This is a genomic window from Hamadaea flava (assembly GCF_024172085.1).
Classification (GTDB): domain Bacteria; phylum Actinomycetota; class Actinomycetes; order Mycobacteriales; family Micromonosporaceae; genus Hamadaea; species Hamadaea flava.
Window position 1 is genome coordinate 2649238 of record NZ_JAMZDZ010000001.1, and the last position, 24783, is coordinate 2674020.

Consider the following 24783-nt stretch of genomic DNA (forward strand, 5'->3'; position numbering starts at 1 on the left):
ACCTCAGTGGGAGGCGGTCCAATGAGCGAGGCTCTCAAACTCGCGGTCATCCTGGGCAGTGTGCGGCCTGGTCGCCGGGCCGATGCCGTCGGGCGGTGGGTCCAGCGCCACGCCGCGCGGCGGCCGGGTGTCGAGGCGGAGGTCGTCGACATCGCGGCTTACCAGCTGCCGGTGCTCGACGAGCCGCTGCCTGCGGCGTACGGGCGTTACGCGCATCCGCACACCCAGGCGTGGGCGGACACGATCGCCGCCTTCGACGGGTACGTCTTCGTGACCCCGGAGTACAACCGCTCCATCCCCGGGCCGCTGAAGAACGCGATCGACTTCCTGTACGCCGAGTGGCACAACAAGTCCGCCGGGTTCGTCAGCTACGGCATGGACGCGGCCGGCACCCGGGCGGTCGAGCACCTGCGGGTGGTCATGGGCGAGCTGCAGGTCGCCGATGTGCGGGCGCAGGTCGCGCTGACCCTGGGCGGCGACTTCGACGGCGACGCGTTCCAGCCCTTGCCGTATCGGTCCGGCCAGCTGGACATGATGCTCGACCAGCTCACCACCTGGAGCCACGCGCTGCGGACGGTCCGGCGATGACGACCACCGTGCCGACGCGCCGGGACGAGGCGATCCGATGGCCGGTCTGGCGGCTGGCGCTGGTGATCGCGTTCGCCGCCTTCATGAGCCAGCTCGACACCTCGGTCGTCAATGTCGGGCTCGACAGCATCGCCGCCGATCTGGGCGCCGATCTCAGCGACGCCCAGTGGGTCGCGAGCGCGTACCTGATCGCGCTCGGCCTGTCCCTGCCGGCCAGCGGCTGGCTCGGGCGGCGGCTCGGCGTCGGGCGGGTGTGGTTCGCCGCGCTGGCCGCGTTCACCGGCACGTCCGCGCTGTGCGCGCTCGCCGACGGCGTGTGGTGGCTGGTCGCGGCTCGCGTGTTGCAGGGACTCAGCGCCGGGTTGCTGCTGCCGGCCGGGCAGACGATCCTCGGCCAGGCGGTCGGCCCCCAGCGGCTCGGCCGGGTCATGGCCACCCTCGGCATCGCCGTCAGCCTCGGTCCCGCGCTCGGCCCGGTCGCCGGCGGCCTGATCATCCACAACGGATCATGGCCGTGGTTGTTCCTGGTCAATCTCCCGCTCGGCGGGATCGCGCTCTACCTCGGCTGGCGGTTCGTGCCGCGCGACCGGCCCGACGCGCATCCGGGCCGGCTCGACTGGCCCGGCCTGCTGCTGGTCAGCGCCGGCGTGCCGCTGCTCGTCTACGGGCTCACCGCCTGGGGCGAGCAGGGCAGCCTCGCGAGCCTCGGCGCCGGTGGCCCGGTCACGCTCGGCGGGCTGCTCCTGCTGACATTCATCTGGTACGCACGACGCACCGTCCGGCCGGTGTTGGATCTTCGCCTGTTCGCCAATCGGGCGTACGCGGCAGCCACCGCGACCGGTGCGGTCATGGGTGCCGCCATGTTCGGCGCGACGCTGCTCTTCCCGCTGTACTTCCAGATCGGCCGGGGCGCGGGCGTCCTCGAGACCGGAGTGGCGCTGATTCCGCTCGGCCTCGGCACCGCGGTGGCGCTGCCGATCAGCGGCCGATTGCTGGACCGGATCGGCGGCGGGCTGGTCAGCCTGGTCGGCGGGCTCGGCACGGCTGCTTCCACGGTTCCGTTCGCGCTGGCGGGCACGGAACTGCCCACGCCGGCCGTCCTCGGTCTGCTGTTCCTGCGCGGCGTGGGTATCGCGTTCGCCGTCGGCCCGGCGTCGATCGCGGCGTTCAAGGCGGTCACCACCGCTCAGTTGCCCGATGCCACCACCCAGGTGAACATCGCGCAGCGGGTGGGCGGGGCGCTGGGCGGAGCCGTCTTCGCCGTCCTCCTGGCCACCCGGCTGCCCGGCGGCGTCGACGCCGCGTTCCGGCAGACGTTCTGGTGGCTCACCGCCGCCTCGGCGCTCGGCCTGGCCACCGCGGCCTGGCTGACCGTCGCCGAACGCTCCCGGCCGGCGACGAGTTCCGGCGTGGACGCCACCCGGCTGCCCGAGGGCGTCCACGGCCGGTCATCGCGTGGTTGACGTCAGCCGATGCGCCGGCGTCCCGGTGCGAAGCACTGGCCGAGCCGACGACGACGCGACTGCGGCAGCTCGCGGGCCGAGCCTGGGGTCGCCCGGCAGGCGCCCCGGCAGCCGCGCCGAGCGGCCGGTCCGGCCGACCGGGTGGCGTGGAGCCGGGCGGTCAGCTGCTCAAGGACGGTGAGCGGAGCGGGGGCGGGAAGCACGACAGACAGACGGGTGGGTACGACCACCCAGGTGGTGAGCACAGATATACACCCAATCGGTGAGAAGTCCGCAGCAGGAAGGAGCGCGGCGGCGTACTTGACGCGACGCGCGACGAATCAGCTCTGGAGGGTTCTCACAGGGAGTACAACGGCGTGTCCTCGGCTAGACGGATGACCTGGAGAGCACGGTAATGACGCGCGACGGCACCGGTCCAGCGGTTTTCCGGGATATTTGAGCGGTGAACGATATCGTCAGATCGTGACCTGGTCATCCATACAGGTCGAGCCACTCTCGCCGAACAGGCGTCCTAGACCGCACCGGCACCGCAGCGGAGGAGACGAACAGACATGGCGGACGCTCACCTACGAGCCGACGACGCGGCCGCGCGTCAACTTGCCACTCGGCTGCGTCAGCAGCGAGAGCAAGCCCAGCTGTCCGCAGACGAGCTGGCGAGCCGGATCGGCATCACCGCGGCCGACGTGGAGACCATCGAGAACGGCGACCGACTGAGCCCACGCCAGCTCGTCTACGCCTGGCTGAACGCGTGCGGACTACTCGGTCCCGAGCGCCGGGACATCATGGACATCGTCGACAAGCCCCACTGACCGGCGGCTACGCAATACAGCCTGGCTGAGGCGCTGACCAGCGCAGAGGGCGGCCCGAAGATCACTTCGGGCCGCCCTGGCGTCTCCGTAGGTCTTGACAGGCATCAATGTTAGCGCGAACATTGCTGCCGCAGCCTTTCGCGACACCCTCCCTCCGAGCGTGGCCATTCGGGGACGCCGCGGTCCCCCACCCGCTCCCGACAAGGCTGGAGGCACCATGATCGTTCTCTCCGCACCCTCACCACGCTGGCGGTTCCGCGCCGTCGTGGCCGTCCTGGCCAGCGCCGCAGCCGTCGCCGCGATGACCGTCGCCGTACGCCAGCCCGCGCAGGCGGCGAGCATCGACACTTCGGCCTGGTACCGCCTGACGGCGCGGCACAGCGGCAAGGCGATGGACGTCGCCGGTTCGTCGACGGCCGACGGAGCCGGCCTCGTCCAGCAGACCGTCAGCTCAGCCAGCACCAGCCAGCAGTTCCAGTTCGTCGACTCCGGCGGCGGCTTCTTCCGGCTGCGCGCCCGGCACAGCGGCAAAGTGGTCGACGTGTCCAACCGGTCCACCGCAGACGGCGCAGCCGTCATCCAGTGGAGCGACCTGAACGGCACCAACCAGCAGTGGTCTGTCATCGACACCGACAGCGGCTACGTCAAGCTGCTCAACCGCAACAGCGGCAAAGCCCTCGACGTATCCGGGCGATCCACCGCCGACGGCGCCACCGTCGTGCAGTGGGCCGACAACGGCGGCGCCAACCAGCAGTTCCTGCTGACCAAGCTCAGCACCCCGACCCCCACCGCCAGCCCGACGATCTCCGGTACGCCGACCACCCCGCCCGCCGCGTACCCGAACCCGGGGACGGTCACCGGCAGCACCGGCGCGCACGACCCCAGCGTGGCGAAGGGGCCGAACGGGACCTACGTCCTCGCCGCCACCGCGAACAACCTGTCGCTCAAGACCTCCACGGACCGCACCGCGTGGTCGAACGCCGGTGTCGTGTGGCCCAACGGCGCGTCCTGGACGACGGCGTACACCGGTGGCAGCGCGAACCTGTGGGCCCCGGACATCTCGTACCGCAACGGCCAGTTCTTCCTCTATTACGCCGCGTCCACGTTCGGGTCGCAGCACTCGGCGATCTTCCTGGCCACCAGCCCCACCGGCCTGCAAGGCTCCTGGACCAACCAGGGTCTGATCATCGAGAGCAGCACCGCCGTGAACTACAACGCGATCGACCCGAACCTCGTCGTCGACGACGCCGGTCAGTGGTGGTTGACCTTCGGCTCGTTCTGGAGCGGGATCAAGATGATCCGGCTCGACGCCGCCACCGGCAAACGCTCCACGAGCGACACCGCCGTACGAGCGTTGGCCACGCGTACCACCGCGAGCGGGGCCGTCGAAGCGCCGTTCATCTTCAAGCACGGCGGCTACTACTACCTGTGGGTCTCGTTCGACCTGTGCTGCCAGGGCGCGGCGAGCACCTACCGCGTCATGGTCGGCCGGTCGACCTCGGTCACCGGGCCGTTCACCGACCGGGCAGGCACCGCGATGACCTCCGGCGGCGGTACGCAGGTCCTGGCCGGGCACGGTTCGATCCACGGCCCCGGCCATCAGGCGGTCATCACCGACGTCGACGCCGAAGCGCTCTTCTACCACTACTACGCCGACAGCGGCGCGTCGTACCTCGGCATCAACCTCATCGGCTACGACTCGGCCGGCTGGCCGTTCGTGTACTGACCACGCGGCCGGGCGGGATCGGCTGGTCCCGCCCGGCGGTGTCCACGGCAGAGGCCGTCAGCGCAGGTGGCCCGCGTGCTCGGCGCCGGGCAGCGTACGCGAGACGAACTGCTCGGTGCCGGGCTTGACGATGACGAACTGGCCCATCATGCCGGAGTCCTCGTGCCGCAGGATGTGACAGTGGTACATGTACGGCCAACCGGGGTCGGTGTGCTCGCCGAACTGGACGGCCAGCCGGACGGTGGTCTTACCGGGCACGTAGACGGTGTCCTTCGGGCCGGCCGCGTACGCCAGCGGCGGCTTGCCGTCGACGTCGAGCACCCGGAACGCCACTTCGTGAATGTGGAAGTTGTGGGCGTACACGTTGTTCTCGATCTCCCAGATCTCCTGCGCGCCGGCGGGCACGATCTCGTCGATGCGGGTCATGTCCATCGACTCGCCGTTGATCGCGTCGTGGCCGTTGAGTTTGAAGTGGCGTACGCGTGCCCCGGCCGGGACGTCGATGTGCCGATCGGCGAGCCGGGCCGGCAGATCCGGCATGGCGGCCAGCTTCGCCGCGGCGACGAACTTGATCAGGTCGAGGTCTCCCTCGTCGATGTCGGCTTTGCCGCCGACCGAGGTGAGCACCACCTGCTCGCCGGGTGCGAATCCGACGACGATCTCGATCCGTTCGCCGGGGGTCAGTGACACCGTGTCGACTTCGACCGGCGCGTTGACCAGACCCGCGTCGGTGGCCACGACGTGGAACCTGCGGCCGTCGGCGAACCGGAGGTGGTATCGGCGGGCGTTCGAGCCGTTGAGCACACGCAGCCGAATCCGCTGCGCCTTGACCTCGAAGAACGGGTTGTAGGTGCCGTTGACCAGGACGTGGTCGCCCAGGATGCCGAAGGTGCCCTTGAGCGGGTCGCCGGTGAACGAGCCGTCGGCGGCGAACCGCTTGTCCTGCAGGATCAGCGGCACGTCGGTCACCCCGTACGCATGCGGGAGGTCAGGGCCGCCGGGCTCGTCGAGGAGGAACAGCCCGGCCAGTCCACGGTAGACGTGCATCGCGGTGGAGCCGTGCGGATGCGGGTGATACCAGGACGTCGCGGCGGGCTGGTCGATCGTCCATCGAGGACTCCAGGTGGCGCCCGGCTCGACCGGCTGGTGCGGCCCGCCGTCCATCCGAGCCGGCAGCCGCATGCCGTGCCAGTGCACCGTGCTGGCCTCGCCGAGGGTGTTGGCGACCGCCAGCTGCACCGTGTCCCCTCGCGCGGCGCGGATCGTCGGGCCGAGGAAGCCGGAGTTGAACCCCCAGGTCGGCGTCTGCTTGCCCGGCAGGATCTCGGTCTGCCCGCTGCGCATCGTCAGGTCGAACCGCTTGATCCCATCGGGCTGGACCTTCGGCTGGGCCAGCGGCGGGATGCGCAACCGGTTGTTGAACGTCAGCTTCTCCGGCGGCACCGACGAGCCGCCGCCATCCTGGTCGGTGCCGCAGGCGGCGGCGAGGGCGGGAAGGGCTGCGGCCAGGAGGAACCGTCGGCGTTGCATGATCGAAATCGTTTCATCGGAGCCGGCTGGGAACCATGCGGGAGTCCACCCAGGAACCACCCAAGAACTGCCGACGAAACCACTTAAGGGGTGAGCGTCGCCGCAGCCGACTGCGGCATCCGGCGCGGCGACTGCGGCGGCGGGATGATCGCGTACAAGTAAGTTAGCAGCCAGGGCCGCCTGGCGGTATCGGGCGACGAACCGACTCCCTGGCGGTGGGGCGGGCCGTTAGCCTCCTCCGCGTGCCGATCTTGCCGCGTCTTCTCCGAGCTGTGCTTCCCGAGGCCGGGCCGCAGCGCGTCATCGCGCTTTCCTCCTTCGTCAACATGCTCGGCAGCGGCATGTTCATGGTCAGCTCCGCCTTGTTCGCCACACGCGTTGTCGGCCTGTCGGTCGCGCAGGTCGCCGTCGCGCTGGGCATCGCGGCGATCATCGGGATGACCGCGGGCATTCCGGTCGGGCACCTCGCCGATCGTCGCGGTCCGCGGGAGGTCTATCTCGTCACGCTGTGCGTGCAGGCCACGGCGATGGCGGCCCTGGTCGCGGCTCGGTCCTTCGCCGTCTTCCTGGTGGCACTGTGCGTCGGGGAACTCGCGCGCATCGCCAGCGTCTCCGCGCGGGCCCCACTGGTACGCCGCTTCGGCGACGCCGAGCTGCCCCGGTTCCGGGCGTACCTGCGATCGGTGGCCAACCTCGCCGGCGCGTTGGGTGCGGTGGCCGCCGGGTTCGCGGTGCAGCTCGACACACGGACGGCGTACGTGGCGGTGGTGGTGGGCAACGCGGCCAGCTTCGTCGTGAGCGCCGCCATCACCGTACGGCTGCCGTCGGTCGCCCCGGTCGAAGCGCCTCCGGCGGCCCGGCGGTGGCTGGCCCTGCGCGACCGGGGGTACCTGGCCTTCACCGTCCTCGACGCGATCATGTCGATCCAGGGTCGGGTCCTGGTCTTCGGCCTGCCCCTGTGGATCGTCGGGCATACCTCGGCGCCACGCTGGCTGGTCGGGGCGGCGATGCTGCTCAATACGGTGCTGGTCGTCGTGTTCCAGGTACGCGCCGGCCGCAACGTCGACGGCAGCGCGCCGGGCGGCCGGGCGTTCCGCCGGGCTGGGCTGGCGTTCCTGGCCGGGATGGCGTTGATGGCCGCCGCCACGGGCCAACCGGGCTGGGTGGCCGCCGTGCTCGTCGTCGCCGGGGTCGCCGTGCACACCATCGGCGAGCTGTGGCAGGCGGCGGGCTCGATGGAGCTGCGGTTCAGCCTCGTCCCGGCGTACGCCCAAGGCCAGTACACCGGCGTCGCCAGCCTCGGCAGCGGGCTGGTGAACGTGGTCGCGCCGACGGTCGTCGCGGTGCTCTGCCTCACTTGGGGTGCGCCGGGCTGGCTACTGCTCGGCGGCGTCTTCGTCCTGGTCGGGCTGTCCATGCCGGCTGTCGTGCGCTGGACCGAACGGCACAGTCCGGTGTACGCCTAGCCGGTCAGGCCACCCGGAGCTGTTCCCCGTCGATGTCGACGACGTCACCGCGGTGCAACTGCCGGCCGCGCCGCAACTCCTCCTCGCCGTTGACCGTGACCTCGCCCGCGCCGATGGCGGTCTTGGCCTCACCGCCCGATTCGATGACACCGGCCAGCTTGAGGAACTGGCCCAGCCGAATCATGTCGTCGCGGATCGGAACGTCTCTCATCCCTGCATTCTCGGCCCTGCGGCCGGGGCGCGCCCAGGCGACTCGCGGCAATGTCGATCACACCACGTCGCCGCGCGTACGTGCGCCTGGCCATGGCCGGGCGACCCGCGTTCGCTGCCGGCGGACGGGGCCCTCCCGCCGGGACGGGCCGGCACCAGGTAGCTTCGCGACCATGCATTCGGTGATCACCTCCGACGGCCGGGTCCTCGCCGTCGAGGAGTACGGCGTGCCCAGCGGCGTGCCCGTGGTGTATCTGCACGGCACCCCGATGAGCCGGCTCGCCCGGCACCCCGACGACCAGATGTTCATCGACCTCGGCATTCGGCTGATCACCTATGACCGGCCCGGGTTCGGCCGCTCGACGCCACAGCCGGGCCGGATCGTCGCCGACGCCGCGGAGGACGTGGTCACGCTCGCCGACGCGCTCGGGCTGTCGCGCTTCGCGGTCTTCGGGGTCTCCGGCGGCGGGCCGCATGCCCTGGCCGCTGCCGCGGCGTACCCGCATCGCATCTCGCGGGTGGCGACTCTCGCGAGCCTGGCGCCGTGCGACGCGGACGGTCTGGAATGGACCGCCGGGATGACCGAGGGCAATCAGGGGAGTTCCGTCGCGGCGCGGCGTGGCCGCGACGAGCTGACGGTGCGGTTGACCCAGGCCGCGGAGAGCCCGCTGCCGCTGCCGGAGCGCGACCTCGCGGTGCTGGGCCGGCCGGAGATCGCCGCGATGGTCCAGCCGGCGATGGCCGAGGCGCTCGCGCCCGGCGTGTCCGGCTGGGTGGACGACGTGTTCGCGCTGTACGGCCTGCCCTGGGGGTTCAGCCCGCGATCGGTGCGGGTGCCCGCCCACCTGTGGCACGGCGAGCTGGACGAACTCGTTCCGGCGGCGCACAGCCGATGGCTGGCCGACCGCATCCCCGGCGCCACCCTCGTGACCGACGCCGAGGGCTCGCACGCGGGACATTTCGCCGCGACCCGGGACACGCTCACTTGGCTACTGGCGAGTTAAGAAAATTCCGATTTAACCCGTTTAGTCCGGTGTCATCGTCGGTATCCGGAACCGGCATTGCTGCAACCGGTCATGAGCATGCCGAAATCACGCAAAAGGTGCGAAAAGAAAAAGTAGACGACGTCGCGTGACCGCTGGAACACTCGCCGTAGTCAACTTGGCCTGCACCTACGTCGAGGGAGTGCTCATGAGCCGGAAGCTCTTCGCCGGATCCATCGCGGTCGCGACGGTCGTCGCCGCCGTTCTGATCCAGTCGGCCATGTCGGCATCGGCCACCAGCGGCACCTCCGTCGCCCCCACCGGCGACAGCTCGGTCTACCTCGCCGCGAACGGCAAGAACGCGGCCTCCGCCGCGGTGACGCCGCAGACCGCCCCCATCTCGCAGGACTCCTCGCTGAAGCTGTCCGACATGACCTGGACCAGTTGGTCCGACAGCGCTTCCGGCACGGGCAGCGCGACCGTCAACCTGTGCGACCCGAACTGCGCCACCGGCAAGAGCGTGACGATCCCGGTCACCGTGACCCTCAGCGCCCCACAGCAGCTGTGCGGCCACGACTTCTACACCGACATGCGGCTGGCGTTCCAGAGCACACCGCCGAACGGGCTGCCGAGCACCACGACCGTCCCGGTCGCCCCGCTCTGCTGATCGCGCGGCACTGCTGATCGCGCGACCGACGTCGGAGGTCAGGTACGGCGGCTGAGGGTTTCCGCTCCGCCGTACCTGCCGACGACCTCGAAGCCCTCGCTCAGGTAGAGGCCGTGGGCGTTGTTGTCCGGCTCGACCGACAGCGACAGCTGCTCGATTCCCGCCTCCCGCGCGACCCGGACCAGTTCACGCAGCATCAGCCGGCCGAGACCCCGGTCCGATGGGCCGCGGCCACGCCGAGCGTCAGCTCCGGAATGTCGGCGGCGACCCAGCCATAGCCCGGATCGTCGGCGGCTACTCCTTGGCGGCTTCGCGGCCGACCACCATGGTGGCGTACAGGTCGGGGTCGAACTCCGCCGCGATCTCCACGTCGAGCTGCGCGCCGAGTCCATCGAGGACGCGGGTGAAGAAGCTGCGCGCGGCGGCGGCGTACACGATGTCGGCGATGTCGCCGTCGGAGAGCCCGGCCGCGTGCAGTTCGTCGACGTCGTCCTGAGACACCGAGGCGGCGTCCCTCGCGACCTTCGTGGCGAACCGGTATACAGCCCGGTCCTGCTCGCCGAGGGTCTCGCCGTCCGGCGACTCGGCGATCCGGTGCAACGACGCTTCGTCACCGCAGATGTCGCGGAGCATCTTCGAATGCGCGACCGTGCAATAGGTCGACCGCAGCGCGCGGGCCGCCGCGATGGTGGCGATCTCGAAGCGCCGGCGGTCCATTCCCCCACGGATGGCCAGGTTGAGCGTGTTCCAGGCCTGGGCGACGTCCGGGCGCTGACTGAACGCGCCGGTGTAGTTGGGCAGGAATCCCCAAGAGGAACGTTGCTGCTCGTAGTACTCGGCGGTGGCGCCGGTCGCGGCCTGCTCGGGCGTCGTCTGGATGAACATGCCGTCATTGTGCACACGCGGGTTCCAGTGTGGGCATGACTGGCGGAATGGCGTCAGTGCTGTGCGCGTACCAGTGGGTGACGCTGATTGTCATTGGTTCGTCATGGATTCGCGCGGTGATCGCGATGGCCGGGCCCGACCGTGTCTCTGGGACGCGGACGCGGTCAGCGACGCATCCGGCCCGCATCGGGGTGGGCCGGGACAGCACTTCACGTCCCCGCCGGCGCCGGACCTCTCAGGTCCTCCGGCGCCGGCACACTCCCCCTGTCGGCGGCCGCCACGACGCATACGCTGCACGCCCCGGCGGCTCGTGCCCAGTCGTCCCGTTCGGGGGCAGAAGTCCCGACCGCGTAATCCGGCAAGCCATTGAACTGCTGCTGAACCCGCCCGCGGCGGCTCGGGCCGGACCTATTCTGACTTCAGCCGGGTCACGGGGTCCGACGGGTTCGAAGTGAACGCGAAAACCGGGGGTGAACTGCGATGGACGGGTGGACGTCGCACATCCCCGAATCGCCGTCCCCCATCGATCGGCCCCGGGTGCGGGACCTGCTGTCGACGCGGCTGCGGCACACTCGCGTGCTGCTGGTGACGGCCGGGGCGGGCAGCGGCAAGACGACCGCCGTGGCGGAGTGGTGCAAGCGCCGGGCGTTCGGCGAACGCATCGCCTGGGTCAGCGTCACCCGGGACGCGTCGCCGGCCCATTTCTGGTGGCAGACCCGGCATGCGTTGCTGAGCGCGGTCGTCTCCCCCAGCACGGTCGGCGGCGACCTCGCCAACTCCGCCGGGCAACCGCCCGTGACCCGGGCCGGCAAGGCCGAACTCGATCGGCTACGGCGCACCATCACGATGATCGGCGCGCCGACGATCCTGGTCGTCGACGACCTGCACTACCTGCGGGACGTCGGCGTACTGGAACAGTTGCGCGACTTGATCGAGCATGCGCCGCCGGACCTTCAGGTCGTGCTGGTCAGCCGGTCCGATCCCGCGATGCGGCTGCACCGGTTGCGCATCCGCGGCGAGCTGGCCGAGGTACGCGCCCGCGACCTGGCCTTCGATGCGGGCGAGGTCACCCGGCTGTTCGCGGAGTACGACCTCACGCTGTCCGATCCGCAGGTACGCGCGCTGCTCGACCGCACCGACGGCTGGGCGGTCGGGCTGCGGCTGGCGGCGATGTCGCTGGAACCCGACGCGGTCGACCAAGGGATCACGCGGTTCACCGGCGACGAACGCACCGTCATGGAGTACTTGACGGGCGAGGTGCTCAGCCACGTCCCTGAACCGGTACGCCGCTTCCTGCTGCGTACCAGTGTGGCCGAACGTCTCACGGTGTCCCTGGCGGAGTCGCTCGGGGGCGGCACCGCCGATGCGCTCCTGGCCCGGCTGGCCCGCGAGGACGAGCTGATGATCCGGGCGACGCGGGACGGCCGGGAGTACGCGTACCACCCGCTGTTGCGGGAGATGCTCTACCACCAACTGTCGTTGGAGGACGGTGCGCTGCGGGACCGGCAGCACGGCCGGGCGGCCGCCTGGTACGCGGCCGGCGGTGACGTGGCCGAGGCGACCCGGCACGCGCTGCTGTCCCGGGATCCCGAGGTGAGCGTCCGGGTCCTGCTGACCATGACGATCCCGGAGATCCTGGCCGGACAGGGCGACACCGCCATGACCGCCCTCCGGGAGACCGCCGGGCGTGGTGGCGATCCGCTGGTCGACGCGCTGCACGCCGCCGCACGACACGCGTACGAGCGGGATGGCGCTTCGCTGAGCGCGGACGTCGACGAGACGGGCCGGCATCTGGCCGGGCTGCCCACGGACGTCGCCGAGGCCGGTCAGACGGCCTTGAACCTGCTCGGGATGACCTCGTCGGTGCTGCGGACCGGCGGCGCGGGCGACCTGGACGAGGTCCGGAACGTGGTCCGCCGCCTCCGCGAAGGCGCACTGGCCCTCAGCCCGGCGGCGGCGCGCTACCAGCCGGTCGCCGAAACCCACCTCGGGGTGGAGCTGATGTGGACCGGGCAGACGGCGGAGTCGGAATGGCACCTGCGGGCCGCCGCGGACAACGCGGAGCACCAGCGGCTCGAAGGTCTCCGGACTCAGTGCCTGAGCCACCTCGCGGTACTCGACGCCCGCAACGGCGCGCTGGCGTCGGCCCGGCATCGAGCGGAGTCGGCGCTGCGGGAGGTCGGCGACACCGCCACCGCTCACCTCGCGTTGGCCCAGGTCAGCCTGCAACAGGCGGACTTCGACCAGGCCGCCCGTCATGTGGTGCTGGGACTGGCCGCCGACGAGTCCATGGTGGACCGTCGGGCTCATCTGGCGGTACGCCTGACCGCGGCGGAGTTGCTGCTGGCCCACGACGCCCCGGCGAAGGCGGCCGCGACGGTCGCCCAAGTGCGGGCCGAGGCCGAGGAGACCCAAGCGGGTACGCCGTTGCTGCGGCACTGGATCGACCTGGTGGACGCCGACGCCCGGCTGGCCGGAGCCGACTACGCGACGGTCGCGGAGCAGTTGCGCGACCGCGTCGGCGACGGCGATCTGCTGCCCGCGGAACTGATCCGGCTCGCGCAGGCGGAGCTGGGCCTGGGCCGCACCAAGCAGGCCGAGCAGCTCCTGCAGCCGATCCTGGCGGAGGAGCCGACGTCGGTCGCCGCCGTCGAGGCCTGGCTTGTTCAGGCGGCCGTGCAGGACCGCCGGCACGACGAGGCGGCTGCCGAGGACGCCCGCCGGCACGCCATGGACTTGGCCGCGCCCGAACGACTGCGTCTGCCATTCCTGCGTACGCCGGCCAGGTCCCGGCGGATCGAGATGGCCGTCGACGGCGGCGCCGCCGCCCCGGCGCTGCTGGAGGCGCTCACCGAACGCGAGCTGACCGTGCTGCGCTACCTGCCGACGATGCGCGGCAACACCGAGATCGGCGAGTGCATGTTCGTCTCGGTCAACACGGTCAAGTCGCATTTGAAGGCGGTCTATCGAAAGCTGGCCGTCAGCAACCGCCGCGAGGCCGTCAACCGAGCCCGCGAGCTGCATCTTCTCTGACCTTCGACCACCTGCCGGAAGTACCCCCGCCGGGTGAGGCGCGGTGGTCTCCGCACGCCCAGGCTGGTGTCGAGGGGGGTGCGCCATGCCGAACCGTTGCTACGAGATCCACGTGAGCGGCTCCGTCGACGATCGCCTTCTGGTCGAGCTTCCCGGGCTGACGATCGGGCCGCCGGAGGTCCGGACCGTGCTCTACGGTCCCGACCTCGACCAGGCCGCGCTGTACGGCCTGCTCGACCAGTTGCAGGCGCTCGGGCTGGACCTGGTCGAGGTACGCACCACCGACGACGCGAGCCTATGAACGCCGTCGAGGTCACCGTGTCGGGCCGGGTGGGGCCGCTGCTCCGCGAGGCGATCTCCGGCACCCCGGTCGCCGATCTCCGGCTGGTCACGGTCCTGCGGGTGACCGCCGCCGACACCGCCGCGCTGTGGCGACTGCTGGGCCGGCTGGATCAGGCCGACCACGCCGCGCGAACCGTCCGCTTCCATCGGCACTCCCGAACCAGACGAATCCCACCCGATGCGGGTGATGATTCGTCCTCCGCCGATAGCCGAGGGTGAATCACAGCCGCGCATCGCCTCATCGAAGGAGACAGACATGGATGTCGAGACCATGGGACCGGTCGACTACCTCGTGATCGAGTTCCCCGGAAACCGGATGACCGGCGAAGGCGTACCGCTGCTGCTGGACCTCGTCGAACGCGGTGTCATCCGCATCCTCGACCTGGCCTTCATCCGCAAGGACGCGGACGGCACGATCAGCGCGCTGAAGATCGAAGACCTCGACGCCGAAGGCGCGGCGGAGTTCGCGGTGTTCGAAGGCGCGTCCTCGGGCCTGCTCGGCGACGACGAACTGCGCGAGGCCGCCGACGTCATCGAGCCCGGCAACTCCGCCGGAATCATGGTCTACGAGAACACCTGGGCCGCGCCGCTGGCCATGGCCTGGCGTCGCGGTGGCGCACAGATGGTCGCGTCCGGCCGAATCCAGATCCAAGCCCTGCTCGCCGCGGCCGAATCCAGCGCCTGACCGATCCGAGCCGATCCGAAACGCCGATCCGAAACGCCGAGAGGAACATCATGGGACTGCTTCGAGGAGTCGCGCGCACCGCAGTGGTCGCCGGCACGGCAACCGCCGTGTCCAACCGCGTGTCCCGCCGCCAGGCCGGCCGCTGGGCCGCGCAGGACCAACAGCAGCAATACCAGTACGCCCAGCAGGAAGCCGCGACGCAGCAGCAGGCGCCGCCGCCGGCCTCGGCCGACAAGCTGGATCAGCTCAAGACGCTGGGCGATCTGAAAGCCCAGGGCGTGCTCACCGACGCCGAGTTCGAGCAGCAGAAGCAGCGGATCCTGGCGAGCTGACGTGCCGTCACCGAGCGGCGGCCGGCGATGGAACACGACCAGCCATGAGTTGCGGGTCGTCGAGTAGGAAAGAGGTCGATGACGATGGACTTCGGCGACGTGCTGTGGTCGATGATCGTATTCTTCTTCTGGTTCATGTTCATCTGGATGTTCATCGCGGTCTTCGCCGACGTGTTCCGGCGCAAGGACCTGTCCGGCTGGGGCAAGGCGGGCTGGATCGCGTTCGTGGTGATCCTGCCGTTCCTGGGCGCGCTGGTCTACCTGATCGCGCGGCCGAAGCCGACCGAGGCCGAGATGCGTTCGATGGGCATGATGCCGTATCGCGCTCCGGAGGCGGCGGTCCACTCCACCGCGGACGAGATCGAGCGGCTCAGCAAACTGCACGACGACGGCAAGATCGACGACGCCGAGTACGCCACGCTCAAGCAGCGGGCGATGGGCCTGACCGCTTGACCGGACTGGTCATCGGTGGCGGCGATGCGCGGTCTCCGGGCCGACGACGCGGAGCAGACCGAGCGCGTCGACGCTCGGCGAGCCCGGCGGCGGCGTGAACAACCGCAGCCGCTGATCGGCGGACTGAGTCTGCAGTAGTTCGTAGTCGAATTCGATGAGCCCGACAGCCGGATGCCGTACGCGCAGCCGGCTGTCGCGGCGTACGGCGACCTCGTGCTCCTGCCAGAGCGCGCCGAACTCCTCGCTCGCCGCTTCGAGCCGCTGGATCAGCAGCGTCGAGGGGCGGTCGTAGCCGTGCCGGGTCGCCGCCGCTCGCAGGTCGGCGACGTGCATCCGGCTGAGGTCGTCGTGCTCCTCGACGGCGTACGCCTCCCGGACGAACGGGTCGGTGAACCAGCGCCAGACGACGTTGCGATCCGGTTCGGCGATCGAGCAGACGCAGCCGAACAGCGCCTCGGCCAGGGCGTTCTGCGCGAGTAGATCGCCGAGGTCGGTCAGCAGCTGAGCCGGGGTGTCCCCCAGCCGGTCGAGCAGATAGAGCAGACCGGGTCGCACGTGGGTGCCGGCTCGGGCGCCTTCCGGCGGGCGGTGACCGGCGAGCAGGTAGAGGTGGTCGCGCTCGTCCTCGGTCAGCCGCAACGCCCGGGCGAGCGCGGCCAGCAACTGCGTCGACGGCTGTGAACTGCGCGCCTGCTCCAGCCGCATGACGTAGTCGGCCGACACCCCCGACAGCTGGGCCAGCTCTTCGCGGCGCAGACCGGGCGTCCGGCGTCGCGGTCCGGCCGCCAGCCCGACCTCCTGCGGCGGGAGGCGCTCCCGCGACCGGCGCAGGAAGTCCGCCAGCTTGACCTGGTCCATCCTCATGTCGTCCATCCTCGGCCCTTCGCGCCCGGATCGCCGCTGAGCAGCCTAGGAGCGCTGCTCCTAGGCAAACCGCTCCCCTCCTCATCACTACCCGGTCCTGGCACTGTCGCTGGCGTACCGCGATCAGAAAGGGACAGCGAAATGATCGAGATCACAGTCGGCTCCGCCCGCGTGCCGTACCGGACGACGGGCCAGGGTCGCCCGCTCGTGCTGGTGCACGGAACCAACCGAGGCGGCGCCTCCTGGGACGGCGTGGCCGACGCGTTCGCCGACCGCTGCACCGTCGTGCTGCCGAACCTGTCCGGCAGCGACCTGGCCCGCGACGATGGCCGCGACCTCACCGGTGAGCAGCTCGCCGACCAGGTCGCCGCCGTCATCGCCGACGTCGGGGCCGGACCCGCCGACGTGGTCGGGCACTCCATGGGTGCGGTGGTCGTCGCGACGCTCGCCGCCACGCGGCCCGACCTGGTACGCACGGCCGTCCTGGCCGCCGGCTTCGCCGGGCAGGGCGACGAGTACTTCCGCAACGTGCTGACCGTCTGGCGCGACCTGGCCGGCGTCCCGGACACGTTCGCCCGGTACGCGATGCTGCAGGCGTTCAGCCGCGAGTACCTGAACTCCCTCGACCGGGCCGCCGTCGACGAACTCGCGGGCGGCTATCAGCCGAACGCGAACCGGCTCCGGCAGCTCGACCTGGATCTGCGGTTGGACGTGCGGCAGCTGTTGCCGCGGATCCAGGCGCCGACTCTGGTGATCGGTGGCAGCCGCGACACGCTGGTGCCCGTGGAACACTCCCGTGAGCTGGCCGCCGGCATCCCCGGAGCCGCGTACGCGGAGCTGGACTGCGGGCACCTCATGGCGACCGAGCGGCCGGCCGAGTTCGTGAAACTGGTCCGCGACTTCATCCGCTGAGGTGATCCGGGGGTGTCTCCAGTGTGGAGACACCCCCGGCCGGCGATCAGCAGCTGCCGCCCGGCTCCCGGGAGGTACGCCAGTCGTCGGAGGTGGTCGACGTGGCTTCCGGAGTGTGGACGATGTCGGAGAAGTTGTCGAAGTACGCCTGGAAGGTCTTGGCTCCCGAGATGCGCAGCAGCGACTCGTCGTTGTCGTAGACCGCCGGACTGCTCCAGTTCGTCGAACCGGTGTAGACGATCTCCTCGGTCGCCCCGGACTTGAGCTTGCCCGAGATCGCGAACCACTTCGAGTGCACGCTGCGGGGCAGGTCGGTGCCCGTCGGCTTCCACCAGCGCTGCACACCCGAACAACGCAGCGCGTCGACGACGCCGGCGTTCAGCCCGTCCGTGCGTACGTGGTAGATCAGCTGCACGACGCAGCCTTCGGCATCCAGCGACGCCAGCAGTCGCGCGATGTCGGAGCGGGTGAAGCCGTTCATCGCCACCCGGATGAGGGTCCGCCCGTTGTGACCGAGGCTGTCGGGCAGGTCCCGGGCCGAGCAGTCGGCACGCGACAACATGTCCAGCACGAAGTTGCCGTCGCCGTCGGCGATCGGGCTGAAGTAGTTGCGGAACGCGCCGTAGCCGCTGGCCGCCTCGGTGCCGTCGGCGTTGTAGGAGACCGGCTTGCCGTCGGCGGAGTTGTAGTAGTCGTTGTTCTTGTGCTTGAGGGCGAGGTCGGAGAAGTACGCGTTGAACTTGCCGTACAGGCCGGCGTTGTCGACGACGACCATCGCGTTCTCCCAGTAGGGGCTGCTGCCCCACCAGTTCTGCGAGCTGATGAGCACCACGTTGCGTACGCCGCCGACGGAGGTGATCGTCATGAACTTGTTGTGCATGATCCCGGTGCCCACGCACGCCGACCCGGGCGCGTTGCCGCAGGCGACATGCCAGGACCCGGCCGCGTTGGCCTCGGTACGCGCGGGCAGGAAGTCGTAGGTCCAGTCATCGGATCCGCCTTCGGGACCGGTGTTGGAGCCGTGCACGATCCGGACGTCCACGCCCCGGGCGATCGCCCGCTGCAGGGCCGCCCCGATGGCCGCGCTGCGGGCCTCGAAGATGGCCACCCGCACGATCGACCCCGCGTCCGCCCCGTCGACGAGCCGGACCACCTCGTCGTAGACGGCGGTCGAGGTCGAGTTGTACGGGTTGTTGAACACGGGATGTGTGACGGGTGCGTACGCGGCCGCCGCCGGTTGGGCCGCCGCCATCGGCGCGAGCACGAAGGCCAGGCCGGACATCGCCAGCCAGGCCGAGAATCGCCGTAGTCTCATACGTTCCTCCCCAGGATGAATCGACTGTGCCGAGCAGGTAGCAGGCCGCATTTCGCCATCCGGTCGGCGGCCTGCTCGGCGAGATCACATGCGTGGTCGTGGTGTCCTTCCGCGCGGGCGAGCACCGCCAGCACGTCCAGCGCCTCGGCCTCGACCAGCTCGTACTGCCATTGCTGGGCCAGCTGTACGGCCTGGCGCAACTTCTCGGCGGCATCCGCGTACCGGCCGTCGCGCAGATGCGTACGCCCGAGTCCGATCAACGCCACGGCGGCCGTGTGCGCGTTGCCGGCCGCGGTGGCTTCGCGGTGCAGCCGGTCCAACTCGGCCGCGGCGTCGTCGGACCGCTCGCCGAGGTCGATGCGCAGCACGGCGGCTTCGACCGCGCAGCGCACGAGGTGACCGGTGTCCCCGGCGAGGCGGGCGTGCTCGATCGCCGCGTCGGCGTGACGCACCGCCGCGACGGCCTGACCCTCCTGCGCCGCCACCTGGGCCAGTCCCTGCTCGCCCAGGGCCTGACTGAGCGGGTCCTGGAGGTCGACGGCGATCCGCATCCCCTCGACGAGATGGACGCGGGCGGCCTCGGTCTCGCCGAGCAGGGCGAGGTTGATCCCGAGGTTGCACAGGGCGGTCGCCCTGCCGCTGGGATTGTCGGTCTGCCGATACAGATCCAGGGCCCGCTGTCCGAAGACGACCGACTGCCGGATGTCGCCCAGCAGGTAGTGCAGCGTGCCGAGGTTGGTCAGCACCACCGCCTCGCTGGATCGCCGCCCGGTGCGGCCGTAGATCTCCAGAGCCTGGCCCAGCAGGCGTTCGGCGTCCCGGCTGGCCCCGCTGCCGGCGTACGCCACGGCCAGTTGGGTCAGCGCCGAGGCCCGCACATCGTCCCAGCCGGACCGCCCGGCGGCGTCGATGGCGTGGCGCAGATGCTCGTCGGCCTCGCTGAGCTGGCCGACCGCCCGGCAGGCCTGGCCCAGGCCCAGGTGCATCGCCGCGACCGCCGCGTGCTGCCCGTGCGCTTCGGCCGTGGCCAGACCGAGGGTGGCGGCGTGCAGCCATTCGGCGACCGGCCGGCGGATCCACAGGTAGCCCCGCAGCGCGTCGGTGAGCAGCCAGGTCATCGGGGCCGGCCCGGCCTGGGCGCAGTGTCCGATCAGGGCGGTGACGCTGGGCAGTTCCTCGTCGAGCCAGCGCCGGGCGGCCCCGGCGTCGGCCAGGTCCAACGCGTCGTCACTGCGATGGGCGGCGCCCTCCGGCAGGCGGATCGTGTGCGCGTACAACTTGGCGGCGGCGTTGTTGATCGTCGCGAGGTAGAAGTCGCACAGCCGAGCCACGGCGTCGGGCCGCTCGCTCGCGGCGTCGGCTAGTTCGCGCGCGTACTCGCGCAGGAGGTCGTGCAGGCCGTAGCGGTCACGGCCGCGCGGCTCGGCCAGGTGGGCGTTGACGAGCACGCCGAGCAGGCGGGACGCTTCGGCCGCGTCGATCCCGGCCATCGCCGCCGTCGAGTACGCCGTGACGTCGCCGCCCGGCGTCGTACCCAGCAGCCGGAAGATGCGCTGGGCTGCCCCGGTCAGCGCCCGGTAGGACGCCTCGAACGCCGCCGCCATCGATGCCTGCCCGTCGTCGTCGACGGCCAGCTGACGCAGCGGACCCTGGCTGGTCAGCTGGTCCAGATAGCCGGTGAGGTCCTCGTCGGGATGGTCGGCCAGTTTCGCCGCGGCGATGCGCAGCGCCAGCGGCAGGTGGCCGCAAGCCTCGGCCAACCGGGACAGCTCCGCCGAAGCGTGGCGGCCCGGATCGTCGAGCACCGACCGGAGCAGGCCGACCGCCTCGACCGGGCTGAACGGGCGCAGGCTGACGCGCTGGGCGTTGTCCCGCGCGACGAGCCCGGTGAGCCGATCCCGGCTGGTGATCAGCACCCGGCAGCCGGATCCGCCGGGCAGCAGGGAGCGCACCTGGTCGGCGGTACGCGCGTTGTCGAGCAGGATCAGCAGCCGCCGGTGTGCGAGCATCGTGCGGAACAGGGCGGCCGCCTCGTCGGTGTCCATCGGCACCTGCGTCGACGGCACACCCAGCGCCCGCAGGAATTGCGTGAGCGCGTCGAGCGGCGTACGCGGCGGCTCGGCGGCGTACCCCCGCAGGTCGATGTAGAGCTGGCCGTCGGGGAACTGCTCCTTGACCTGGTGCGCCCAGTGGACGGCCAGGGCGGTCTTGCCGACGCCGGACATGCCGGTGATGACGCAGGCCGACGGCGCGGACGGCTTGCACAGCTCGCCCAGCTGGTCGAGTTCCCGTAGCCGGCCGGCGAACGCGGCGACGTCGGCGGGCAGCTGAGCCGGTTCGACGCCCGGACCGGACTCGCCTGGCCGGGGATCGGCCTTCGCCAGCTCCGGATTGTGATGCAGGATGTCCTGGTAGAGCGCTTGCAGACGCGGATGAGGATCGAGTCCCGTGCGGTCGGCGAGGGTCTGCCGGGCCGCGAGGTACGCCGTCACCGCGCCGACGGCGTCGCCGGATTGGTAGAGCGCGCTCATCAGCTGCCGCCAGCTGCCTTCCCGCAGCGGGTGCTGTTCCACCCGTTGCCGGAGCCGGCCGATCATCTCCGTGGCGGCACCCCGGTCGAGGTGCGCCTGGACGTAGTCATCCTCGACGAGCAGCCGCTGCTCCTCCAGGTACGCCACCCGCCGGGCCAGCTCACGGGGCAGGACGAGGCCGGCCAGCAGCCGGTTCTGCCAGACCTCCAGCGCCCGGCCCAGCCACAGCTCGGCGGCGGCCGAATCACCGGCGAGCGGCGCCTGCCGCCCTCGCTGGGCGGCCTGGTCGAAGCCGTCGAGGTCGCGCTCGCCCGGCTCGACCCGCAGCAGGTAGCCGCCGCCCCGGCTGACCAGCCGGCTCGGGCCGCCGGACTCGTCGTGCAGCGTCTGCCGGAGCCGATGCGCGTACGTGCGCAGGTTGGCCGGCGCCGAGGCGGGCTTGTCGTCGTCCCAGACGAGGTCGGCGAGGTCGCCCGTCCGGTGCACTTCATTGGGGGCAAGTAGCAGCGCGGTCAGCAGCAGCCGTTGCTTGGCCGAGCCCAATGGCACCGACAAGCCGCCGACCTGGACGTCCAGCGCCCCCAGCATCAGGAACCGCATGGGCAACGGTTCTACCACGCCACTGCGACGCCGGCGTGTCAGCTGCCGCACACGCACCGTGCGGCAGCTGACCCACGAACGGACGCGCAGCGCGTCACGCGTCACGGCACGACCAGGGTTGCCAGCCGCGCGCCTGGTACAGACGCAGGGCTGCCCGGATGTTGTCGTCGGCGGTCAGCGCGGCGTCGACCTTCGCGGCCCGGGTGGAGCCAGGCAGGTATTCCTGCAGGGTTCCGCCGTCGTTGAACTGGAACACCCCGAAGTCGAGGGTCCCGTTCGTGTTCGGCCCGCCGACCGCGATCGGGTTCAACCCCGACTCGCAGCGGGCGACCCGGATCGCCTTCTCCTGCGATCCGTCCGGCCAGATGGCCCGGATGTGGTCGGCGACGGTGGAGTCGCAGATCACACCCATGCCGTCGGTCGCCGAGGCGAGGGCGGACCGGGTGTTCGGGCCGACGACGCCGTCGACGGCCAGCCGGAAGCGCCCTTGGAAGGCGTACACGCGCATGCGGGTCAACCGGCCGAAGCTGCCGTCGACCGTGAGCTTGTTACCGCAGTCCAGGCCGAGTTCGTTGAGCCTGGTCTGCAACTTGCTGACGCAGCTTCCGCTGTCGCCGTACCGCAGGGTCGTCGTGCACAGCGTCGTCGCGGCGTACGCGGGACTGGGCAGGAAACCCACCGCGCCGCCGCCGACGGCCACCGCGGCGACGAGCGCCGCGAGGACGCGCCGGATTCCGATCATCGTCAGCTCCTCTCAGAACGGGGGGACGGTCAGGCGATCAGGCCGAGGAAACGGGCGATGCCACGGGCGTGACCGCGGGCGGCCGCCTGCCGGAAGTCGTCACGGGCGAGCAATGCCGCGTCGTGACTGGTGTCGATGAACATGTTCTCGGTGAGCACCGCCGACATCGCGGTCTCCCGGAGCACGTGGAAGTTCGCCTGCTTCTGGCCGCGGTCGGTGACCGAGCCGATGTCGCGGACGTTGTTCAGGACCGCGGCGTGGACGTCGTCCTGCAGGTTCAGCGTCCGGGAGCCGACGCCGGGGTAGACGTAGCTCTCGAAGCCGGTGCCGCCGCCGGAGTTGATGTGGATGCTGACGAACAGGTTCGCGCCCCAGGCGTTGGCGTCGTCGGTGCGGTAGGTGAGGCTGCGGGTGATGTCGGTGGTACGTGACATCCGCACCGACACGCTCCAGTTGTTCAGCAGGATCGTGCGCGTACGCAGCGCGATGTCGAGGGTGATGTTCTTCTCCACCAGCCCGTTCGCCGCGGCTCCGCCGTCGGTGCCGCCGTGCCCGGGGTCGAGGTAGATCTTCGGCGCGGCGGCGAAGGCCGGGTTCGCGAGGAACGGCGCGGCCGCGAGGCCGGCCACCGCGCCGAGAACTGCGCGCCGGCGTACGCCAGGGGTGCTGAGCACAGCGTCCTCCAAGGATCGATGGGGGTCAGCTGCGGACGACGCCGCAGGTCGGGGCGTTCCAGTTCCAGGCGTTCCAGCCTTCCCAGCTCGGGTAGGGCGCGGCCTTCGACCGGAACCAGGCGAGGTGGACGTGCGTCTCGTGGTCGCCGCTGGGCTTGCCGGGTCCGAGGATCTCGTTGAAGCCGTGGTACCGGGCGGCCTTCGCGATGGTGCAGAGCTGGCTGGTGTTCGCGCCCTTGGTGCCTTGGATGTCGATGCCCAGCCCGTAGTTGTGGTTGCTCTCGCGGAAGCTCCAGCACGACGAGCTGCCGCGCCAGCCGCTGGTGACGATCAGGGGCACGTCGCCGAGGTCGCGGCGGAGCGCTTCGAGCTTCCAGAACAGCACCCGGACGTTGGCCTTGGCCTCGGCCGCGTCGTTCAGCGGCGCCGAGTCCCAGGGCGCGCTGCACCCGTCCTTGTACTCGGCCCAGTCGAAGTGGTCGGTGCTGCAGTCGCTGGACTGCAACGAGTCGAGCTTGGCGAGGACGGCCGGCCCGGCGATCCGGTCGTTCGGCAGGCCGTACTCCTTCTTGAAGCGGTTCACCGCGTCGCCGAGTTCGGAGCCGAAGATGTCGTCCAGGTAGTAGGTGTTGGCGTAGCCGGTCCAGCCGGAGAGCCGGATCTTCAGCTCCCGGACGTCCGGACCGGTGTCGCCCTCCGAAAGGGACGAGTTCTTCCACTGGTACGCACACGCCGCTTGAGCGGGTGCGGCGATGAGGGCGACGGCTGTCGTCGTCATCGCCACACACAGCGCGACGAGCGCGCCGAGAGAGCGTCGAGACAAGGGAACCTCCGCAGGGACGGGGATGTGTGCGAGCACAGTAGGGATGGCCAATCACGCATGGCAATGAATAGGTGTACATGCGGCGTACACACACGGTGACAAGGCAGCGACGACGGCGAATTCCGCAGGTCCAGCCGCTCGCGGAGATCATGGGGCGATATCGTGCCGCCATGACTCACGAGCCCGAGCTGACCGCCCCCGTGGAGCTGTGCCTGCCGGACGGGCGGCTCAACCGCGCGGCGGTGGGCTGGACGCGCCGCCCGCTGCACACGGCCAACCTGCGGGGCTGGGGCCGGGCCAAGCGCTGGGAGTACTGGGGCATCGTGACGCCGGAGCACATCATCGGCCTCGTCGCCTCGTCGATCGACTACGCCGGCGTACACGGGGTCTATGTGCTGGACCGGGCGACCGGCCGCGAGACCAGCACGGACGCGGTCGTCCCGCTGGCTCGGGGCGTGGTGATGCCGCCGCGCAGCGGCGAGGGCGCGGCGTCGGCGCGGGGCGGCGGGTTGTCGATCGACATCACGCAGCGGCCGGACGGCACCACGATCCACGCGACCGCCCGTGACGTGCGGCTGGACGTCGAGATCCCGCTGCCGCCGGGCCACGAGTCGCTGGGCGTGGTGGTGCCGTGGGGCGACCAGCGGTTCCAATACACCGTGAAGGATCTCGGCCGGCCGGTCACCGGCACGCTGGTGCTGCACGGGCGTACGCACGAGATCGGCCCGGGGGCGTTCGCGGTCCTGGACCATGGGCGCGGCAAGTGGCCCTACTCGATCACCTGGAACTGGGCGGCCGGCGCAGGAGGGGGCCGCGCGATCCAGCTAGGTGGAAAGTGGACCGACGGCACCGGGGTGACCGAGAACGGCCTGTTCGTCGACGGCCGCCTGCACAAGATCGGCGAGGAGCTGCGCTGGGACTACGACCGGTCGGACTGGCTGCGCCCGTGGCGGATCAGCGGCGAGCGTGTGCAGGCGCAGTTCCACCCGTTTCACGAGAAGGTCGCGAAGACGAATCTGGCGGTCGTGGCGAACGAGACGCACCAGTGCTTCGGGACCTTCGACGGCTGGGCGCTGACCGACGACGGCGACCGGGTCAGCCTGGACGGGCTGGTCGGCTGGGCCGAGGAGGCCCGCAACCGCTGGTAGCC

The 24783-nt window shown here is 70.7% G+C and carries 26 protein-coding genes; 15 read left to right on the plus strand and 11 right to left on the minus strand.

The window, feature by feature from the left end; genetic code table 11:
* Positions 1-21 precede the first annotated feature (21 nt).
* Positions 22-588 carry an NADPH-dependent FMN reductase gene (locus HDA40_RS12390; protein WP_253755157.1) on the plus strand — a complete coding sequence of 189 codons (567 nt, stop codon included), beginning with the start codon at positions 22-24 and terminating at the stop codon, positions 586-588.
* On the plus strand, positions 585-2051 hold the full coding sequence (locus HDA40_RS12395) for a DHA2 family efflux MFS transporter permease subunit (RefSeq protein ID WP_253755159.1): 1467 nt from the start codon (positions 585-587) through the stop codon (positions 2049-2051). Before HDA40_RS12390 ends, HDA40_RS12395 begins: the two co-directional genes overlap by 4 nt.
* A gap of 2 nt (positions 2052-2053) precedes the next feature.
* Here the strand turns inward: HDA40_RS12395 and HDA40_RS12400 are convergent, their stop codons facing one another.
* Positions 2054-2296: a hypothetical protein gene (locus HDA40_RS12400; RefSeq protein ID WP_253755161.1), complete on the minus strand. Its 243-nt coding sequence runs from the start codon at positions 2294-2296 to the stop codon at positions 2054-2056.
* Between the two features lie 306 nt (positions 2297-2602).
* On the opposite strand from HDA40_RS12400, the gene HDA40_RS12405 reads away from it, so the two are divergent.
* Both HDA40_RS12405 and HDA40_RS12410 read left to right on the plus strand, forming a co-directional pair.
* Entirely contained in the window at positions 2603-2860 is a 258-nt protein-coding gene (locus HDA40_RS12405; protein ID WP_253755163.1) for a helix-turn-helix domain-containing protein, read from the plus strand.
* A gap of 217 nt (positions 2861-3077) precedes the next feature.
* Positions 3078-4586, plus strand: coding sequence for a family 43 glycosylhydrolase (locus HDA40_RS12410; protein WP_253755165.1), 1509 nt, complete (start codon positions 3078-3080; stop codon positions 4584-4586).
* A gap of 57 nt (positions 4587-4643) precedes the next feature.
* On the opposite strand, the gene HDA40_RS12415 is transcribed toward HDA40_RS12410, so the two are convergent.
* Positions 4644-6116 (minus strand): multicopper oxidase family protein, encoded by a 1473-nt coding sequence (locus HDA40_RS12415; protein WP_253755167.1) that lies wholly within the window; start codon positions 6114-6116, stop codon positions 4644-4646.
* Positions 6117-6358: 242 nt separating this feature from the next.
* Between HDA40_RS12415 and HDA40_RS12420 the strand changes: the two genes are divergently transcribed.
* On the plus strand, positions 6359-7582 hold the full coding sequence (locus tag HDA40_RS12420) for an MFS transporter (protein ID WP_253755169.1): 1224 nt from the start codon (positions 6359-6361) through the stop codon (positions 7580-7582).
* A gap of 4 nt (positions 7583-7586) precedes the next feature.
* On the opposite strand, the gene HDA40_RS12425 is transcribed toward HDA40_RS12420, so the two are convergent.
* Positions 7587-7793: an RNA-binding S4 domain-containing protein gene (locus tag HDA40_RS12425; protein ID WP_253755171.1), complete on the minus strand. Its 207-nt coding sequence runs from the start codon at positions 7791-7793 to the stop codon at positions 7587-7589.
* 172 nt (positions 7794-7965) lie between these two features.
* Here HDA40_RS12425 and HDA40_RS12430 point away from each other — a divergent pair, with 172 nt between their 5' ends.
* Together HDA40_RS12430 and HDA40_RS12435 are read left to right on the plus strand one after the other, a co-directional pair.
* Positions 7966-8796 (plus strand): alpha/beta fold hydrolase, encoded by an 831-nt coding sequence (locus tag HDA40_RS12430; protein ID WP_253755173.1) that lies wholly within the window; start codon positions 7966-7968, stop codon positions 8794-8796.
* 127 nt (positions 8797-8923) lie between these two features.
* Entirely contained in the window at positions 8924-9442 is a 519-nt protein-coding gene (locus HDA40_RS12435; protein WP_253755175.1) for a hypothetical protein, read from the plus strand.
* Positions 9443-9480: 38 nt separating this feature from the next.
* Here HDA40_RS12435 and HDA40_RS12440 read toward each other — a convergent pair whose 3' ends face one another.
* Together HDA40_RS12440 and HDA40_RS12445 are read right to left on the minus strand one after the other, a co-directional pair.
* Complete coding sequence (locus HDA40_RS12440) at positions 9481-9639, minus strand: GNAT family N-acetyltransferase (RefSeq protein WP_253755177.1); 159 nt, start codon at positions 9637-9639, stop codon at positions 9481-9483.
* Between the two features lie 97 nt (positions 9640-9736).
* Entirely contained in the window at positions 9737-10327 is a 591-nt protein-coding gene (locus HDA40_RS12445; protein ID WP_253755179.1) for a carboxymuconolactone decarboxylase family protein, read from the minus strand.
* 480 nt (positions 10328-10807) lie between these two features.
* Between HDA40_RS12445 and HDA40_RS12450 the strand changes: the two genes are divergently transcribed.
* The 6 genes from HDA40_RS12450 to HDA40_RS12475 all read left to right on the plus strand — a co-directional run bounded on the left by HDA40_RS12450 (position 10808) and on the right by HDA40_RS12475 (position 15172).
* Positions 10808-13360, plus strand: coding sequence for a winged helix-turn-helix domain-containing protein (locus HDA40_RS12450; protein WP_253755182.1), 2553 nt, complete (start codon positions 10808-10810; stop codon positions 13358-13360).
* Positions 13361-13445: 85 nt separating this feature from the next.
* Entirely contained in the window at positions 13446-13661 is a 216-nt protein-coding gene (locus tag HDA40_RS12455; protein WP_253755184.1) for a DUF8691 family protein, read from the plus strand.
* A complete protein-coding gene (locus tag HDA40_RS12460) occupies positions 13658-13921 on the plus strand; it encodes a hypothetical protein (protein ID WP_253755186.1) in 264 nt (87 codons plus the stop codon). Before HDA40_RS12455 ends, HDA40_RS12460 begins: the two co-directional genes overlap by 4 nt.
* A 37-nt stretch (positions 13922-13958) precedes the next feature.
* The gene (locus tag HDA40_RS12465) at positions 13959-14387 is read left to right on the plus strand and encodes a DUF6325 family protein (RefSeq protein WP_253755188.1); all 429 of its coding nucleotides are present in this window, start codon (positions 13959-13961) and stop codon (positions 14385-14387) included.
* Positions 14388-14437: 50 nt separating this feature from the next.
* Complete coding sequence (locus tag HDA40_RS12470) at positions 14438-14719, plus strand: SHOCT domain-containing protein (protein ID WP_253755190.1); 282 nt, start codon at positions 14438-14440, stop codon at positions 14717-14719.
* Positions 14720-14797: 78 nt separating this feature from the next.
* Positions 14798-15172, plus strand: coding sequence for an SHOCT domain-containing protein (locus tag HDA40_RS12475; RefSeq protein ID WP_253755192.1), 375 nt, complete (start codon positions 14798-14800; stop codon positions 15170-15172).
* 9 nt (positions 15173-15181) lie between these two features.
* Here the strand turns inward: HDA40_RS12475 and HDA40_RS12480 are convergent, their stop codons facing one another.
* Entirely contained in the window at positions 15182-16036 is an 855-nt protein-coding gene (locus HDA40_RS12480; RefSeq protein WP_253755194.1) for a helix-turn-helix transcriptional regulator, read from the minus strand.
* Between the two features lie 141 nt (positions 16037-16177).
* Here HDA40_RS12480 and HDA40_RS12485 point away from each other — a divergent pair, with 141 nt between their 5' ends.
* The gene (locus tag HDA40_RS12485; protein WP_253755196.1) at positions 16178-16948 is read left to right on the plus strand and encodes an alpha/beta fold hydrolase; all 771 of its coding nucleotides are present in this window, start codon (positions 16178-16180) and stop codon (positions 16946-16948) included.
* A gap of 46 nt (positions 16949-16994) precedes the next feature.
* On the opposite strand, the gene HDA40_RS12490 is transcribed toward HDA40_RS12485, so the two are convergent.
* The 5 genes from HDA40_RS12490 to HDA40_RS12510 form a co-directional block, all read right to left on the minus strand.
* Positions 16995-18263 (minus strand): phospholipase D-like domain-containing protein, encoded by a 1269-nt coding sequence (locus HDA40_RS12490; protein WP_253755198.1) that lies wholly within the window; start codon positions 18261-18263, stop codon positions 16995-16997.
* Positions 18260-21394 (minus strand): AfsR/SARP family transcriptional regulator, encoded by a 3135-nt coding sequence (locus HDA40_RS12495; RefSeq protein ID WP_253755199.1) that lies wholly within the window; start codon positions 21392-21394, stop codon positions 18260-18262. The genes HDA40_RS12490 and HDA40_RS12495 overlap by 4 nt, the downstream gene beginning before the upstream one ends.
* Positions 21395-21488: 94 nt before the next feature.
* Positions 21489-22136: a peptidoglycan-binding protein gene (locus HDA40_RS12500; RefSeq protein ID WP_253755201.1), complete on the minus strand. Its 648-nt coding sequence runs from the start codon at positions 22134-22136 to the stop codon at positions 21489-21491.
* 29 nt (positions 22137-22165) lie between these two features.
* Positions 22166-22810 carry an N-acetylmuramoyl-L-alanine amidase gene (locus HDA40_RS12505; RefSeq protein ID WP_253755203.1) on the minus strand — a complete coding sequence of 215 codons (645 nt, stop codon included), beginning with the start codon at positions 22808-22810 and terminating at the stop codon, positions 22166-22168.
* 25 nt (positions 22811-22835) lie between these two features.
* Positions 22836-23633, minus strand: a complete 798-nt coding sequence (locus tag HDA40_RS12510; protein WP_253755205.1) for a M15 family metallopeptidase — start codon at positions 23631-23633, stop codon at positions 22836-22838.
* A 170-nt stretch (positions 23634-23803) separates the two neighbouring features.
* Between HDA40_RS12510 and HDA40_RS12515 the strand changes: the two genes are divergently transcribed.
* A complete protein-coding gene (locus HDA40_RS12515; RefSeq protein ID WP_253755207.1) occupies positions 23804-24781 on the plus strand; it encodes a DUF2804 domain-containing protein in 978 nt (325 codons plus the stop codon).
* Positions 24782-24783: the final 2 nt, after the last annotated feature.